This window comes from Pseudomonas sp. B21-059, assembly GCF_026016285.1.
GTDB lineage: Bacteria > Pseudomonadota > Gammaproteobacteria > Pseudomonadales > Pseudomonadaceae > Aquipseudomonas > Aquipseudomonas danubii.
Genome location: NZ_CP087201.1, coordinates 6,587,892 through 6,601,829 on the forward strand (window position 1 = coordinate 6,587,892; position 13,938 = coordinate 6,601,829).

At 60.6% G+C, this 13,938-nt stretch carries 14 protein-coding genes and 1 pseudogene; 7 read left to right on the forward strand and 8 right to left on the reverse strand.

All coding sequences use genetic code 11. The features are described 5' to 3' along the window. Nucleotides 1–3 precede the first annotated feature (3 nt). Nucleotides 4–1,152, reverse strand: coding sequence for an MFS transporter (locus LOY69_RS29445; RefSeq protein WP_265073928.1), 1,149 nt, complete (start codon nt 1,150–1,152; stop codon nt 4–6). Between the two features lie 173 nt (nt 1,153–1,325). Then, nucleotides 1,326–2,819, reverse strand: a complete 1,494-nt coding sequence (locus tag LOY69_RS29450) for an aldehyde dehydrogenase (protein ID WP_102881284.1) — start codon at nt 2,817–2,819, stop codon at nt 1,326–1,328. A 238-nt stretch (nt 2,820–3,057) separates the two neighbouring features. Between LOY69_RS29450 and LOY69_RS29455 the strand changes: the two genes are divergently transcribed. Continuing rightward, complete coding sequence (locus LOY69_RS29455; RefSeq protein WP_265073929.1) at nt 3,058–3,420, forward strand: cupin domain-containing protein; 363 nt, start codon at nt 3,058–3,060, stop codon at nt 3,418–3,420. Nucleotides 3,421–3,478: 58 nt separating this feature from the next. Here the strand turns inward: LOY69_RS29455 and rpmG are convergent, their stop codons facing one another. After that, nucleotides 3,479–3,634: a 50S ribosomal protein L33 gene (gene rpmG / locus LOY69_RS29460; RefSeq protein ID WP_003177274.1), complete on the reverse strand. Its 156-nt coding sequence runs from the start codon at nt 3,632–3,634 to the stop codon at nt 3,479–3,481. An 11-nt stretch (nt 3,635–3,645) separates the two neighbouring features. After that, nucleotides 3,646–3,882 carry a 50S ribosomal protein L28 gene (rpmB, locus tag LOY69_RS29465; protein WP_011064219.1) on the reverse strand — a complete coding sequence of 79 codons (237 nt, stop codon included), beginning with the start codon at nt 3,880–3,882 and terminating at the stop codon, nt 3,646–3,648. 475 nt (nt 3,883–4,357) lie between these two features. Between rpmB and LOY69_RS29470 the strand changes: the two genes are divergently transcribed. Further along, the gene (locus LOY69_RS29470; RefSeq protein WP_265073930.1) at nt 4,358–5,941 is read left to right on the forward strand and encodes an ABC transporter substrate-binding protein; all 1,584 of its coding nucleotides are present in this window, start codon (nt 4,358–4,360) and stop codon (nt 5,939–5,941) included. 48 nt (nt 5,942–5,989) lie between these two features. Here LOY69_RS29470 and radC read toward each other — a convergent pair whose 3' ends face one another. Then, the gene (radC, locus tag LOY69_RS29475) at nt 5,990–6,664 is read right to left on the reverse strand and encodes a RadC family protein (RefSeq protein WP_102881287.1); all 675 of its coding nucleotides are present in this window, start codon (nt 6,662–6,664) and stop codon (nt 5,990–5,992) included. 132 nt (nt 6,665–6,796) lie between these two features. Here radC and coaBC point away from each other — a divergent pair, with 132 nt between their 5' ends. The 4 genes and pseudogenes from coaBC to argB all read left to right on the forward strand — a co-directional run bounded on the left by coaBC (nt 6,797) and on the right by argB (nt 11,059). Continuing rightward, nucleotides 6,797–8,005, forward strand: coding sequence for a bifunctional phosphopantothenoylcysteine decarboxylase/phosphopantothenate--cysteine ligase CoaBC (coaBC, locus tag LOY69_RS29480; protein ID WP_102862260.1), 1,209 nt, complete (start codon nt 6,797–6,799; stop codon nt 8,003–8,005). Between the two features lie 5 nt (nt 8,006–8,010). Next, nucleotides 8,011–8,466 (forward strand): dUTP diphosphatase, encoded by a 456-nt coding sequence (dut, locus tag LOY69_RS29485; protein ID WP_102862261.1) that lies wholly within the window; start codon nt 8,011–8,013, stop codon nt 8,464–8,466. Between the two features lie 265 nt (nt 8,467–8,731). Next, nucleotides 8,732–10,129, forward strand: a pseudogene (locus tag LOY69_RS29490) (phosphomannomutase/phosphoglucomutase); the annotation flags it as partial. Between the two features lie 24 nt (nt 10,130–10,153). Further along, a complete protein-coding gene (gene argB / locus LOY69_RS29495) occupies nt 10,154–11,059 on the forward strand; it encodes an acetylglutamate kinase (RefSeq protein ID WP_011064225.1) in 906 nt (301 codons plus the stop codon). A gap of 168 nt (nt 11,060–11,227) precedes the next feature. Here argB and pyrE read toward each other — a convergent pair whose 3' ends face one another. Then, entirely contained in the window at nt 11,228–11,872 is a 645-nt protein-coding gene (gene pyrE / locus LOY69_RS29500; RefSeq protein ID WP_110594227.1) for an orotate phosphoribosyltransferase, read from the reverse strand. Between the two features lie 81 nt (nt 11,873–11,953). Between pyrE and LOY69_RS29505 the strand changes: the two genes are divergently transcribed. Next, the gene (locus LOY69_RS29505; protein ID WP_102862264.1) at nt 11,954–12,733 is read left to right on the forward strand and encodes an exodeoxyribonuclease III; all 780 of its coding nucleotides are present in this window, start codon (nt 11,954–11,956) and stop codon (nt 12,731–12,733) included. A 57-nt stretch (nt 12,734–12,790) separates the two neighbouring features. Here the strand turns inward: LOY69_RS29505 and LOY69_RS29510 are convergent, their stop codons facing one another. Further along, nucleotides 12,791–13,159 (reverse strand): DUF4870 domain-containing protein, encoded by a 369-nt coding sequence (locus LOY69_RS29510; protein ID WP_102862265.1) that lies wholly within the window; start codon nt 13,157–13,159, stop codon nt 12,791–12,793. Between the two features lie 30 nt (nt 13,160–13,189). After that, nucleotides 13,190–13,912 carry a ribonuclease PH gene (rph, locus tag LOY69_RS29515; RefSeq protein WP_016964145.1) on the reverse strand — a complete coding sequence of 241 codons (723 nt, stop codon included), beginning with the start codon at nt 13,910–13,912 and terminating at the stop codon, nt 13,190–13,192. Between the last annotated feature and the right edge of the window lie 26 nt (nt 13,913–13,938).

Consider the following 13,938-nt stretch of genomic DNA (forward strand, 5'->3'; position numbering starts at 1 on the left):
GCGCTACAAGGATTGCGCCTGGACGCTACCAAAAGCGCCCTGACGCAGCAGCAGAAGCAACAGGCCAAAGGCGCCCGCCGCCACCAACAGCAACATCGCATGACCGCTGACCCACTGGCTGCCCGCCCCTGCCACCAAGGGACCGATCAGACAACCGATGCCCCACAGCTGCGCCACATGGGCATTGGCTCGTACCAGCGCATCGTCGCGATAACGCTCGCCGATCAGGATCAGCGACAAGGTGAACAGCCCACCAGCGCTGGCCCCGAACAGCACCCACAACGGCCAGATCAATACGCTGTCCAACAGCAGGGGAATGGCCAGGCTGGAGCACAGCAGGATCAGCGCGCAACCGGTGAACAGGCCGCGCCGGGAGACGCGATCAGCCAAGGCGCCGATCGGCAGCTGCAACAATGCATCGCCCACCACTACGGTGCTGACCATGGCCAGGGCCACGTCCTCGGTGAAGCCCTGGCTCAAGCAATAAACCGGAAGCAGGGTCAGGATCAGAGCCTCGAAAGTCGCGAACAAGGCCACCGCCCAACCAATCGCCGGCAGCGTCTGACAGAAGCGCCAGAGGTCGATCAGGGTGACATTGCAAGACTCGGTGCTCGGCGCTCCGCTACGCCCCAACAGCAGCAAGGGCGCCGCCACCAACAACCCCACCGAGACCCAGAAGCCGTAGTCCTGCGTGGTCCCCAGGACGCCAAGCAGCAAGGGGCCGGCCAGCTGACTCAGGGCATAGCCGCTGCCATACAACGCCACCAGCCGCCCCCGCCACTGCTCCACCACCAGCTGATTGATCCAGCTTTCCCCCAGAATGAAGATGATGGTCAGCACTACGCCCAGAATCAGGCGCAACGCCAGCCACACCGGATAGCTGGGCAACAGCGCCAGCAGTCCAATAGAGAGCGCACCCGCCCACAGGCACAGGCGCATCAGGTTGGCGGTACCGAAGCGGGCCGCCAGCCGACTGGAAATCTTCGCGCCCAGCAGCACGCCAATGGCCGGCATCGCCGCTACCACGCCGATGGCAAAGGGTCCGTAGCCCCAGCTTTCCAGGCGCAAGGACACCAGCGGCATGGTCATGCCCAAGGCCAGGCCGACACTCAAGACAGCGGATAAAACGGCGAAATAGGTCGCCCAAGGCATTTCCACACTCCTGTGGATGATTATTCTGCAAGCCACAGACAACACAGCCGGACTCCCCTCGCGGGAAGTCCGGCTGCACTGTGGATCAATGGCTGCGGACAGAAGCGCCCATACGACGTGGCGCTTGCCGGCGCAAGCGCCCTTGCGGACGCCATCGCCTCAAACCCGAAGACTCAGAGCTTGATCCAGGTCGCTTTCAGCTCGGTGTACTTGTCGAACGCGTGCAGCGACTTGTCCCGACCATTGCCCGACTGCTTGAAGCCGCCGAACGGCGCGGTCATGTCGCCACCGTCGTACTGGTTGACCCAGACGCTGCCGGCACGCAGTGCCTTGGCCGTCAGGTGCGCCTTGGAGATGTTTGCAGTCCAGACCGCCGCCGCCAATCCGTACGGAGTGTCGTTGGCAATCTGGATCGCCTCTTCCACGCTGTCGAACGCAATCACTGACAGCACTGGGCCGAAGATCTCTTCCTGGGCAATCTTCATCGCGTTAGTGACGCCGTCGAAAATCGTCGGTTCGACGTAGGTACCACCTGTTTCCTGCAGGGTGCGCTTGCCGCCGGCCACCAGTTTGGCGCCATCGGCGTGACCGGCCTCGATGTAGGACAGCACGGTGTTCATTTGCTGGGTGTCCACCAAAGCGCCGACGTTGGTGGCCGGGTCCAGTGGGTTGCCCGGTTTCCAGGCTTTCAGGGCCTCGATCACCAATGGCAGGAATTTGTCCTTGATGGAGCGCTCCACCAGCAGACGGGAACCGGCGGTGCAGACTTCGCCCTGGTTGAAGGCGATGGCGCTGGCAGCGGATTCGGCGGCGGCCTGCAGGTCCGGAGCATCGGCGAACACGATGTTCGGGCTTTTGCCACCGGCTTCCAGCCAGACGCGCTTCATGTTGGATTCACCGGAGTACACCAGCAGTTGCTTGGCGATCTTGGTGGAGCCGGTGAACACCAGGGTGTCCACGTCCATGTGCAGGGCCAGGGCCTTGCCGACGGTGTGACCGTAGCCGGGCAGCACGTTGAACACGCCAGCCGGAATCCCGGCTTCCACCGCCAGGGCCGCGATGCGGATTGCGGTCAGCGGGGATTTTTCCGAAGGTTTGAGGATCACCGAGTTACCGGTGGACAGTGCCGGCCCCAGTTTCCAGCAGGCCATCATCAGCGGGAAGTTCCACGGCACGATGGCCGCGACTACACCCACGGGCTCACGAGTTACCAGGCCCAGTTGGTCGTGGGGGGTGGCCGCGACTTCGTCGTAGATCTTGTCGATGGCCTCGCCGCTCCAGCTCAGCGCTTGCGCCGCGCCGGGCACGTCGATTTCCAGGGAGTCGGTGATGGGCTTGCCCATGTCCAGGGTTTCCAGGAGCGCGAGCTCCTGGGCGTGTTGCTTGAGCAGGCCGGCAAAACGAATCATGACGGACTTGCGCTTGGCCGGCGCCAGGCGCGACCAGACGCCAGAGTTGAAGGTGGCGCGGGCATTGTCCACGGCACGCTGGGCATCGGCGGCGTCACAACTGGCAATAGTTGCCAGCACACGGCCGTCTACCGGGCTGATGCACTCGAAGGTGTCATTGGAAACAGCTGCGGTGTATTCACCGTTGATGTAGGCGCGGCCTTCGATTTTCAGGTCGCGGGCACGTTGTTCCCAATCGGCACGAGTCAGGGTGGTCATACGAGTGTCCTCCTCTTATTTGAATACAAGCGCCATGCGAACTACGCCGGCACTCATGAAGAATTCTGCCCGGCCAGCCTGTTTTCGGCCAAAGGCACCCGCCACCCTAAACCAGCGACCCCTGTACTTTCAATATATTTGACAAAGCCCGGGCAAACAGCATTGCTATGTGCATTTTAATAAACATAGACTCTGGCCTTCATAGCCACTCGCGCCGCAATCACGGGGGAATACAAGAATGAGCATCCACAACGTCGTCGACTTCAGCCAGGCCAACACCGAGGGCGAACGCTACCGCCCCGCTTCGGAAAAAGTCCTCAAGGGCGATCCCGAGCAAGCGGTGTTCAACCACTACGGCAGCCCGTGCGGGCAACTCAATGCCGGGATTTGGGAAGGCGCGGTGGGCCAATGGACGGTGAACTTCACCGAGCACGAATACTGCGAGATTCTCCAGGGCGTGTCGGTGCTGCGAGACAACGACGGCAACGCCAAGACCCTGCGCTCTGGCGACCGCTTTGTGATCCCGGCCGGCTTCAAAGGCACCTGGGAAGTGCTGGAGCCCTGCCGCAAGGTCTACGTGGCCTTCGAACAGAAGGCCTGAATCCCAGGCACAAAAAAACCCGCTTGAAGGCGGGTTTTTTTGTCAGAAGAAAAATCAATTACTTGATTTTGCCTTCCTTGTAGATCACGTGCTTACGAACAACCGGATCATATTTCTTGATCTCGATTTTGTCCGGAGTAGTACGCTTGTTCTTGTCGGTAGTGTAGAAGTGACCAGTACCGGCGCTCGAGATCAAACGAATCAATTCACGCATGATTAGCTCCCTTAAACCTTGCCGCCATCGCGACGGATTTCGGCCAGCACGACATCAATGCCGCGCTTGTCGATGATACGCATGCCTTTGGCAGATACGCGCAGACGCACAAAGCGTTTCTCGGACTCAACCCAGAAGCGGTGATGCTGCAGGTTCGGCAGGAAACGACGACGGGTTTTGTTGTTTGCGTGGGAAATGTTATTCCCAGTCACCGGACCCTTACCGGTAACTTGACAGACTCTAGACATGCCTCAGCCCTCTAAAACCACATGCCCAACCCGGCATGGGTTGGCCGCTTAATCTCTCAGTCATTTGGCGCCAGGCGCCGCGTTTCTTTAGGGTCTTACCGGCTACACCTACAAGCGAAGGAACCGGGCCCCTAGAAAAGAGCGCTGCTTTATACCAGAAAGACCCCATAGCAACAACAGCCGCTGTGTGCAGGATGATGAAAAGTCCTGATTTTCTTGCGCCGGACGCCTGCGGCAAAGGCTACCGCAGAAATCTACCGCTCGTCGCAGAATATATTTCTCTCGAAACCCCGGGAAAAAATCTGCTGCTGAACACGGGCATCCCTACACAAAATCACGGCTCCAGCCCTGACCGCGTCCCAGGTTTCAATGTCGAATACAAAAGGGATAGTCATTTTACAAAGAGGCCACTAGGGTAAGGCATTTCCAGACTGCACTCGCAGATGGGCTTTCGATCTGCACAAGGAACCCGACCATGCGTCTTGCCGCCCTCCCGCTCCTGCTCGCCCCTCTTCTGAGCCCATTGGCCCAGGCCGCCGCGTTGAGCGTCTGCACCGAAGCCAGCCCGGAAGGCTTCGACGTGGTGCAGTACAACTCGCTGACCACCACCAACGCGTCCGCCGACGTGCTGATGAACCGCCTGGTGGAATTCGACGCTGTCAGCGGCAAGGTGGTCCCCAGCCTGGCCGATAGCTGGGAAGTCTCCGCGGATGGCCTGAGCTATGTCTTCAAGCTGCATCCCAAGGTCAAGTTTCACCGTACCGACTACTTCAATCCCAGCCGCGAGCTGACCGCCGAAGACGTCAAGTTCAGCTTCGAGCGCATGCTCGACCCAGCCCACCCGTGGCACAAGGTCGCCCAGAGCGGCTTCCCACACGCACAATCCCTGCAGTTGCCCAGCCTGATCAAGAAGATCGACGCCCTGGACCCGCTGACTGTGCGCTTTACCCTGGATCACGCCGACTCGACCTTTCTCCCCACACTGAGCATGGGCTTTGCCTCGATCTACTCCGCGGAGTACGCCGATCAGTTACTCAAGGCCGGCACCCCGGAGAAGCTCAACAGCCAGCCCATCGGCAGCGGCCCGTTCATTTTCGGGCGCTTCCAGAAAGACGCCTCGATCCGCTACAAGGCCAACCGCGACTACTTTGCTGGCAAACCGGCGGTGGACTCCCTGATTTTCGCCATCACTCCGGACGCCAACGTGCGCCTGCAGAAACTGCGGCGCAATGAGTGCCAGATCGCCCTGTCACCCAAGCCCCTGGATGTCCAGGCCGCCAGTGATGATCCAACGCTGAAGATCGAGAAAACGGCAGCCTTCATGACGGCCTTCGTTGCGATCAACAGCCAGCATCCGCCCCTGGACAAACCCGAAGTGCGCCAGGCGATCAACCTGGCCTTCGACAAGGCCCATTACCTCAAGACCGTGTTCGAAGGCACCGCCGAGGCCGCCAATGGCCCCTACCCGGCCAATACCTGGAGCTACGCCAAAGAGCTGCCGGGCTACACCCACGACCCGGAAAAGGCTCGTCAGCTGCTGGCCAAGGCAGGCCTTAAAAACGGCTTCGAGACCACAATCTGGACCCGCCCTTCCGGCAGCCTGCTCAACCCCAACCCGAGCCTGGGCGCCCAACTGCTGCAGGCGGACCTGGCCCAAGTGGGAATCCAGGCAGAAATCCGCGTGATCGAATGGGGCGAACTGATCCGCCGGGCCAAGGCCGGCGAACATGACCTGCTGTTCATGGGCTGGGCCGGCGACAACGGCGACCCGGATAACTTCCTCACACCACAGTTCACCTGCGCAGCAGTCAAATCCGGCACCAACTTCGCCCGCTACTGCGATCAGAACCTGGACAAGCTGATTACCGCCGGCAAGACCACCAGCGAACAGGGTGTGCGCAGCAAGCTGTACCAGCAGGCCCAGACCCAGATCCAGCAACAGGCGCTGTGGCTCCCTCTGGCTCACCCGACCGCTTTCGCCCTGACCCGCAAACAGGTCGAGGGCTATCAAGTGAGCCCCTTCGGCCGCCAGGATTACTCGAAGGTCAGCGTCAAGTGACACACCGGCCAGCTTCAAGGTCAGGGCCGACCTTGAAGCTGGCCGCCTTCAGATCCAGCCATATTCGGCCATGGACAACGGATCGCCCTCTCCGACGATGAAGTGATCCAGCACCCGTACATCGATCAACTCCAGGGCTTCTTGCAAACGCCGGGTCACCACCCGATCGGCCGGGCTGGGCTCAGAGATGCCCGATGGGTGGTTGTGACAGAGAATCACCGCTGCCGCGTTATGCGCCAGGGTGCGCTTGAGCACTTGTCGCGGGTACACCGTGGTGCTGTCGATCGACCCCTGGAACAGCACCTCAAAGGCCAGGACCCGATGCTTGGTGTCGAGAAACAGACAGCCAAACACCTCGTGGGGCTCATGTCGCAACATCGACTTCAGGTAATCGCGCACCACCAGCGGACTTTCCAGGGCTGACTGGCGGTGGAGTTTTTCTGCCAGATGCCGACGCGCCATCTCCAACACCGCTTGCAACAGTGCGTACTTGGCCGGCCCCAATCCCAACTGGCGGGTGAAGGTCAGCTGATCGGCTTCCAGCAGACTGCGCAAGCTGCCGAAGCGATGCAACAGGTGCCGCGCCAAGTCGACCGCACTTTTTCCAGCCACCCCGGTGCGCAGGAAAATAGCCAGTAATTCGGCGTCGGAAAGGCTGATGGCGCCCTGCTCCAGAAGCCGTTCCCGCGGGCGCTCCGCCGCAGGCCAATCACGAATACTCATCACACCTCCCTGTGCATGGCGCCGCTGTTCGGCAGCGGGCGCTGTGCTATCTTAGCCCCCTCTTTTTTGCGTGGTATTTCACCTGGGGAGGGGGCATGCCACGCAGCAATCACTTAACGGAAAAACAGGCCTATGCAGCGGCTGTATCGGAAACGCATCGTGCTCGGCGTCGGCGGCGGCATTGCCGCCTATAAGAGCGCGGAGCTGGTTCGCCGACTCCTCGACCAAGGCGCCGAAGTGCGTGTGGTCATGACCCGGGGCGGCAGTGAGTTCATCACCCCGCTGACCATGCAGGCCCTCTCCGGGCACCCGGTCCATCTCGACCTGCTGGACCCGGCCGCCGAAGCCGCCATGGGTCACATCGAACTGGCCAAATGGGCCGATCTGGTGCTGATCGCCCCCGCCACGGCCGACCTGATCGCCCGTCTGGCCCAGGGCATCGCCGATGACCTGCTGACCACCCTGGTCCTGGCCACGGACGCCATCGTCGCCATCGCTCCAGCGATGAACCAGGCCATGTGGCGCGACCCGGCCACCCAGGCCAACACCCAATTGCTGCAAAGTCGTGGCCTGCGAGTCTTCGGCCCAGCCTCCGGCAGCCAGGCCTGTGGCGACGTCGGCCTGGGCCGCATGCTGGAAGCCAACGATCTGGCGCTGTGCGCCGCCGACTGCTTCCAGCACCTGGCACTGACCGGCAAACACTTGCTGATCACCGCCGGGCCGACTCAGGAAAACATCGATCCGGTGCGCTACATCACCAACCATAGCTCAGGAAAAATGGGCTTCGCCCTGGCCGAGGCAGCCGTCGAGGCCGGCGCCCGGGTCACCCTGATCACCGGACCGGTGCACCTGCCGACCCCCGACAGAGTCACTCGGATCGACGTAGTCAGCGCTCGCGACATGCTCGCGGCCTGCGAGGCGGCCATTCCGTGCGACGTTTTCATCGCCTCCGCGGCGGTCGCGGACTACCGCCCGGAAGTCGTCGCCCCACAGAAATTAAAGAAAGACCCTACGAAAGGTGACGGCCTGCTACTACAGATGGTGCGCAACCCAGATATCCTGGCCACCATCGCTACGCGGCCGGATCGGCCATTCAGTGTCGGTTTCGCCGCCGAAACCGAAAATCTGCTCGACTACGCTGCACGCAAATTGAAGGACAAGAACCTCGACCTGATCGTCGCCAACGACGTAGCCAACCCGAGCATTGGCTTCAACAGCGAGGAAAACGCCTGCAGCGTGATTGACCGGGAGTTGCACGCAACTCTCTTCGCCCAGACCAGCAAGGGCAAGATTGCCCGCCAACTGATCTCTTTTATCGCCGAACGGCTGAACCAGGTTTAACTTCAATGCACGCTCTACAAGCCAAGATCCTCGACCCACGCATCGGCAACGAATTCCCTCTGCCGCAGTACGCCACGCCGGGCTCCGCCGGCCTCGACCTGCGCGCCATGCTCAAGGAAGACACCATCCTGGAGCCAGGCCAGACGCTGCTGATCCCGACCGGGCTGTCGGTCTATATTGGCGATCCGGGCCTGGCGGCGCTGATCCTGCCGCGCTCCGGCCTGGGCCACAAACACGGCATCGTACTGGGCAATCTGGTCGGCCTGATCGACTCGGACTACCAGGGCGAACTGATGGTTTCCTGCTGGAACCGCGGCCAGACTGCCTTCAATATCGCCGTCGGCGAGCGTATCGCCCAACTGGTGCTGGTGCCGGTAGTGCAGGCGCACTTCGAAGTGGTTGAGGCTTTTGATGAAAGCCAGCGCGGCGCAGGCGGTTTCGGCCACTCCGGCAGTCACTGATTGCGCGCCCTCGGGCCAGGCACTTGGTCCGGCCCCAGGGTGACTGCAAGACATTTAAGGATAAATGACCACCAGTTTCTGCATGCCCCCTCGGGCCCGCCAAATCAGGCCCTTGAGCGTCCGCGGAGCGGCAAGCGCCCTCCAGATGGCACTTACACAGTACGAACTCTATGCTGAAAACGCCGTCATACCCTTCAGTTTGAGCCCGCCGGCCCGTCATTTCCCCGGCCGTACTGCCCCCTCTTCAAATGGAGCACCCTCAGTGATGAGCAACGCAGCCAAAGTCGCCCCGACATTTCCCGAGAGCATCTTCCGCGCCTATGACATCCGCGGTGTTGTACCGCAAACCCTGACCGCAGAGACCGCCTACTGGATCGGCCGCGCCGTTGGCTCCCAGAGCCTGGCTCAGGGCGAACCCAACGTCTGCGTAGGCAGGGACGGCCGCCTGTCCGGACCAGAACTGGTAGCGCAACTGATTCAGGGCCTGCACGACAGCGGCTGCCACGTCAGCGATGTCGGCCTGGTGCCGACTCCAGCCCTTTACTACGCCGCCAACGTCCTGGCCGGCAAGTCCGGGGTGATGCTCACCGGCAGCCACAACCCGTCGAACTACAACGGTTTCAAGATCGTCATCGCCGGCGACACCCTGGCCAACGAACAGATCCAAACCCTGCACCAGCGCCTCAAGACCAACAACCTGAGCAGTGCCCAGGGCAGCATCACCAAGGTCGACATCCTGCCGCGCTACGCCGAAGAGATCGCCCGAGACGTGAAGCTGGCTCGCCGCCTGAAAGTCGTGGTGGATTGCGGCAACGGCGCCGCCGGGGTCATTGCCCCGCAACTGATCGAGGCCTTGAACTGCGAAGTCATTCCGCTGTTCTGCGAGGTAGACGGCAACTTCCCCAATCATCACCCGGACCCGGGCAAACCCGAGAACCTTGAAGACCTGATCGCCAAGGTCAAGGAAACCGGCGCCGACCTGGGCCTGGCCTTCGACGGTGACGGCGATCGCGTCGGCGTGGTGACCAACACCGGCAGCATCGTTTTCCCCGATCGACTGCTGATGCTGTTCGCCAAAGATGTAGTGGCGCGCAACCCGGACGCGGAGATCATCTTCGACGTCAAATGCACTCGACGCCTGATTCCGCTGATCAAGGAATATGGTGGTCGCCCGCTAATGTGGAAGACCGGTCACTCGTTGATCAAAAAGAAAATGAAGCAGACCGGCGCCCTGCTGGCCGGCGAGATGAGCGGCCACGTGTTCTTCAAGGAACGCTGGTTCGGTTTCGACGACGGCATCTATAGCGCCGCGCGGTTGCTGGAGATCCTCAGCAAGGAAACATCTACCGCGCAAGAGCTGTTCGCCACCTTCCCGAACGATATTTCTACGCCGGAAATCAATATCCATGTGACCGAAGAGAGCAAATTCAGCATCATTGATGCCTTGCACGACGCGCAATGGGGCGCAGGCGCCGACCTGACCACCATTGACGGGGTGCGAGTCGACTATGCCAAGGGCTGGGGCCTGGTTCGCGCCTCCAATACCACCCCTGTGCTGGTGCTGCGCTTCGAGGCTGATGACGAAGCCGAGCTGCAGCGGATTAAGGACGTGTTCCACGTCCAGCTGAAACGTGTTGCACCTGACCTCCAACTACCGTTTTGACTGTTTGAAGCACCGGAGCCCTGAATGACCATCGAACGCGATGCCGCCGCCAATACCGCCAAGGTCCTATCCGAAGCGCTGCCTTACATTCGCCGCTATGTCGGCAAGACCCTGGTGATCAAGTACGGCGGCAACGCTATGGAGAGCGAGGAGCTGAAAACCGGCTTCGCCCGCGACATCGTGCTGATGAAGGCTGTCGGGATCAACCCGGTGGTGGTGCACGGCGGTGGCCCGCAAATCGGTGATCTGCTCAAGCGCCTGTCGATCGAAAGCCACTTCGTCGATGGCATGCGCGTGACCGACGCGCAAACCATGGACGTGGTGGAGATGGTCCTAGGCGGCCAGGTCAACAAGGACATCGTCAACCTGATCAACCGTCACGGCGGCAGCGCCATCGGCCTGACCGGTAAAGATGCCGAGCTGATCCGGGCGAAGAAGCTTACAGTGACCCGCCAGACACCGGAAATGACCACGCCGGAAATCATCGATATCGGCCATGTGGGCGAAGTGGTCGGGATCAACACTGACCTGCTGAACCTGCTGGTCAAGGGCGATTTCATTCCGGTGATCGCGCCGATTGGCGTGGGCGCCAACGGCGAGTCCTACAACATCAACGCCGACCTGGTCGCCGGGAAGGTGGCTGAAGCACTGAAGGCTGAAAAGCTGATGCTGTTGACCAACATCGCTGGCCTGATGGACAAGTCCGGCAAGGTCCTGACCGGCCTGAGCACCCAGCAGGTGGACGAGCTGATCGCCGATGGCACTATCTACGGCGGCATGCTGCCGAAAATCCGCTGCGCCCTGGAAGCGGTACAAGGTGGCGTCGGCAGCTCCCTGATCATCGACGGTCGCGTACCCAATGCGATTCTGCTGGAGATCTTCACCGATACCGGTGTCGGCACCCTGATCAGCAACCGCAAGCGCCCTTAAGCGACAGCCACAAAAAAGTCCCCGCCCGGTATCTCGGGCGGGGGCTTTTTTATCTACGCGATCTTTGTAGGAGCTGGCTTGTGTAGGAGCAGGCTTGCCAGCGAAGGCGCTCACACGCGCAACTCAGGACTCAAAGGTCTCTTCAGCGGTAAGCCGGCGCCTACAGTGTCAGATTCCGTACTGCGCGCGATAGGCTTGCACTGCCGGCAGATGTTGCTTGAGCGCCGGATCGTCCGCCAGGAACTGCAGGACCTGGGTCAGGGAAACGATGCTCACCACTGGAATGCCGAAGTCACGCTCGACTTCCTGGATCGCCGACAACTCACCGTTGCCACGCTCCTCGCGGTTCAGTGCGATCAATACACCTGCCGCCTTGGCGCCTTCCTGGGACTCGATGATCTGCATCACCTCGCGAATTGCCGTGCCCGCAGTGATCACGTCGTCGATGATCAGCACATCGCCGGTCAATGGCGCGCCTACCAGGCTACCGCCTTCACCGTGCGCCTTGGCTTCCTTGCGGTTGAAGCACCAAGGCAGATCGCGCTGATGATGTTCAGCCAGAGCCACTGCAGTGGCTGCTGCCAAGGGAATGCCTTTATAAGCCGGGCCAAACAGCACATCGAAGGGAATGCCGCTCTCGACAATCGCCGCCGCATAGAAACGCCCCAGCTGGGCCAGGGCCGAACCGCTGTTGAACAGGCCGGCATTGAAGAAGTAAGGGCTGGTGCGCCCGGACTTCAGGGTGAACTCACCGAAGCGCAAAACCCCGCGATCGATGGCAAAACGAATGAAATCGCGCTGATACGCCTGCATGAAAAAACCCCAGATACCACGGATTTAGCTAATTAGGTAGAGCTCGGGTATCATACACGCACGTGATTTTTGGGGCCATTTATGCGGATCATCAGTGTGAACGTCAATGGTATTCAGGCTGCAGTGGAGCGTGGTTTGCTCAGTTGGCTGCAGGCACAGAATGCCGACGTCATCTGCCTGCAGGACACCCGCGCCTCTGCCTTTGAACTGGACGACCCAGCCTTCCAACTGGATGGCTACTTCCTTTATGCCTGCGATGCTGAAGTCCCTGCCCAAGGCGGTGTGGCTTTGTATTCGCGGTTGCAGCCGAAGGCGGTCATCAGCGGCCTCGGCTTCGAGACAGCCGATCGTTACGGGCGCTACCTGCAAGCCGATTTCGACAAGGTCAGCATCGCGACCTTGCTGCTTCCATCAGGGCAGAACGGCGATGAAGACTTGAACCAGAAGTTCAAGTTAATGGACGACTTCGCCCGTTATCTGGATAAGCAGCGGCGTAAACGTCGCGAGTACATTTACTGTGGCTCGCTGTACGTGGCGCAACAGAAGCTGGATATCAAGAACTGGCGTGACGGCCAGCAATCTCCGGGCTTCCTGGCACCTGAGCGCGCCTGGATGGACGAGATTATCGGCAACATGGGCTATGTCGATGCCCTGCGCGAAGTCAGTCGCGAAGGCGACCAGTACAGCTGGTGGCCGGACAACGAACAGGCCGAGATGCTCAACCTGGGCTCGCGCTTCGACTATCAGTTGCTGACTCCCGGCCTGCGCCGCTTTGTCCGCAGCGCACGCTTGCCGCGTCAGCCGCGTTTTTCGCAGCATGCGCCGCTGATCGTGGACTATGACTGGACACTGACCATCTAAGCGTCCGTTCACAGCCACAAAAAAGCCGACATCACAGTCGGCTTTTTTGTGCTCGCTCTATTTGATCAGGCGCCAGGTGAAAGGGTACCGATATGGCACTCCCTCTCCAGCCTTGACTCCGCCGATGATGGTCAACACCAGGGCACCAATCGCCAGCAGGCCGAACATAAAGAACCCGATTATCACGATCATCAGCAGGAAACAGACTGCCGAAGCGATAGCGACAGTCAGCTGAAAGTTCAGCGCTTCCTTACCCTGTGCATCGATGAAGGGGTCGGTCTCGCGCTTCATCTGCCAAAGAATCAGCGGCCCGATCAATGTGCCGAATGGAACCCAGATCCCCAGCAAGGCGGACAAGTGACAAAACATTGCCCATTGCCGAACTTCATGGCTCGGGGTGGGCTGGGGTAGCTGCTCATCACTCATGATGCTCTCCTTGCTGAAGACTGGCGCTCATCAATCGGCGAGTGCCGCCTGCTGCAGTTGGAAGATTTCATTCATGCCTTGCTGAGCCAGGGCCAGCATTGCATTCAGTTCAGCTGGCTGGAATGGCGCACCTTCGGCAGTGCCCTGCACTTCGATGAAACCACCAGTGCTGGTCATGACGACATTGAGGTCGGTTTCGGCGGCCGAGTCTTCCAGGTAATCCAGGTCCAGGACCGGCTCCCCCTGGTACATACCCACCGATACTGCCGCAATCATCTGCTTCAATGGATCGCCGCCTTTCAGGCCGCCGCGCTTCTTGATCACTTTTAAGGCGTCGACCAGAGCCACCATCGCGCCAGTGATCGATGCGGTACGGGTGCCACCATCAGCCTGGATCACATCGCAATCGACATACAGGGTGATGTCGCCCAGCTTGGACATGTCCAGGGCGGCGCGCAGGGAGCGACCGATAAGGCGCTGGATCTCCAGGGTGCGGCCGCCTTGCTTGCCACGGCTGGCTTCACGCTGGTTACGCTCGCCGGTGGACCGCGGCAGCATGCCATATTCGGCCGTCAACCAGCCTTGACCCTGCCCCTTGAGGAAGCGCGGCACGCCATTCTCGACACTGACAGTGCAAATCACCTTGGTATCACCGAACTCGACCAGTACAGATCCCTCGGCGTGTTTGGTGTAGTTGCGGGTGATGCGGATCGAGCGGAGCTGATCGGCAGCGCGACCACTTGGACGTTTCATAGGGGAATACCTGTACGGGGACGGAA

Excerpts from the sequence above, each read along its gene's own strand:
- LOY69_RS29445 (WP_265073928.1), bottom strand. The coding sequence starts at position 1,152 with ATGCCTTGGGCGACCTATTTCGCCGTTTTATCCGCTGTCTTGAGTGTC.
- pyrE (WP_110594227.1), bottom strand. The coding sequence starts at position 11,872 with ATGCAGGCGTATCAGCGCGATTTCATTCGTTTTGCCATCGATCGCGGG.
- LOY69_RS29505 (WP_102862264.1), top strand. The coding sequence starts at position 11,954 with ATGCGGATCATCAGTGTGAACGTCAATGGTATTCAGGCTGCAGTGGAG.
- LOY69_RS29510 (WP_102862265.1), bottom strand. The coding sequence starts at position 13,159 with ATGAGTGATGAGCAGCTACCCCAGCCCACCCCGAGCCATGAAGTTCGG.
- LOY69_RS29470 (WP_265073930.1), top strand. The coding sequence starts at position 4,358 with ATGCGTCTTGCCGCCCTCCCGCTCCTGCTCGCCCCTCTTCTGAGCCCA.
- rph (WP_016964145.1), bottom strand. The coding sequence starts at position 13,912 with ATGAAACGTCCAAGTGGTCGCGCTGCCGATCAGCTCCGCTCGATCCGC.
- radC (WP_102881287.1), bottom strand. The coding sequence starts at position 6,664 with ATGAGTATTCGTGATTGGCCTGCGGCGGAGCGCCCGCGGGAACGGCTT.
- rpmG (WP_003177274.1), bottom strand. The coding sequence starts at position 3,634 with ATGCGTGAATTGATTCGTTTGATCTCGAGCGCCGGTACTGGTCACTTC.
- argB (WP_011064225.1), top strand. The coding sequence starts at position 10,154 with ATGACCATCGAACGCGATGCCGCCGCCAATACCGCCAAGGTCCTATCC.
- rpmB (WP_011064219.1), bottom strand. The coding sequence starts at position 3,882 with ATGTCTAGAGTCTGTCAAGTTACCGGTAAGGGTCCGGTGACTGGGAAT.
- LOY69_RS29455 (WP_265073929.1), top strand. The coding sequence starts at position 3,058 with ATGAGCATCCACAACGTCGTCGACTTCAGCCAGGCCAACACCGAGGGC.
- LOY69_RS29450 (WP_102881284.1), bottom strand. The coding sequence starts at position 2,819 with ATGACCACCCTGACTCGTGCCGATTGGGAACAACGTGCCCGCGACCTG.
- coaBC (WP_102862260.1), top strand. The coding sequence starts at position 6,797 with ATGCAGCGGCTGTATCGGAAACGCATCGTGCTCGGCGTCGGCGGCGGC.
- dut (WP_102862261.1), top strand. The coding sequence starts at position 8,011 with ATGCACGCTCTACAAGCCAAGATCCTCGACCCACGCATCGGCAACGAA.